A 236-nucleotide genomic window follows, 5' to 3' on the forward strand; every position below is an offset into this window, starting at 1 on the left:
GGCACCGGCAGTCCGCATGAACCGATCGGCCGATCGCCGCGGAGCCAATTCATGGTGACCATCGTTGACGTCTCTGTGATGCCGTAGCCGTCGAGCAGCGGCGCCTTGAAGCGCTCCTCGAACGCCCGATTCAACGTTGCCGGCATGATCGCGCCCGCCGAGATGCATAGCCGCACATTCCCGAGCCGCTCGACGCCGCTGTCCTGAGCCTTGTGCAGCAGATAGTGGAACATCGT

Annotated in this window: 1 protein-coding gene; it reads right to left on the reverse strand. The window is 63.6% G+C overall.

What is annotated here, in order from left to right; genetic code table 11:
- On the reverse strand, nucleotides 1-236 hold a 236-nt coding region (locus tag QSV46_RS41055; protein WP_314964506.1), incomplete at both ends, for an AMP-binding protein.

The sequence above is a fragment of the Bradyrhizobium cosmicum genome, assembly GCF_032290525.1.
Classification (GTDB): Bacteria; Pseudomonadota; Alphaproteobacteria; order Rhizobiales; family Xanthobacteraceae; genus Bradyrhizobium; species Bradyrhizobium cosmicum_A.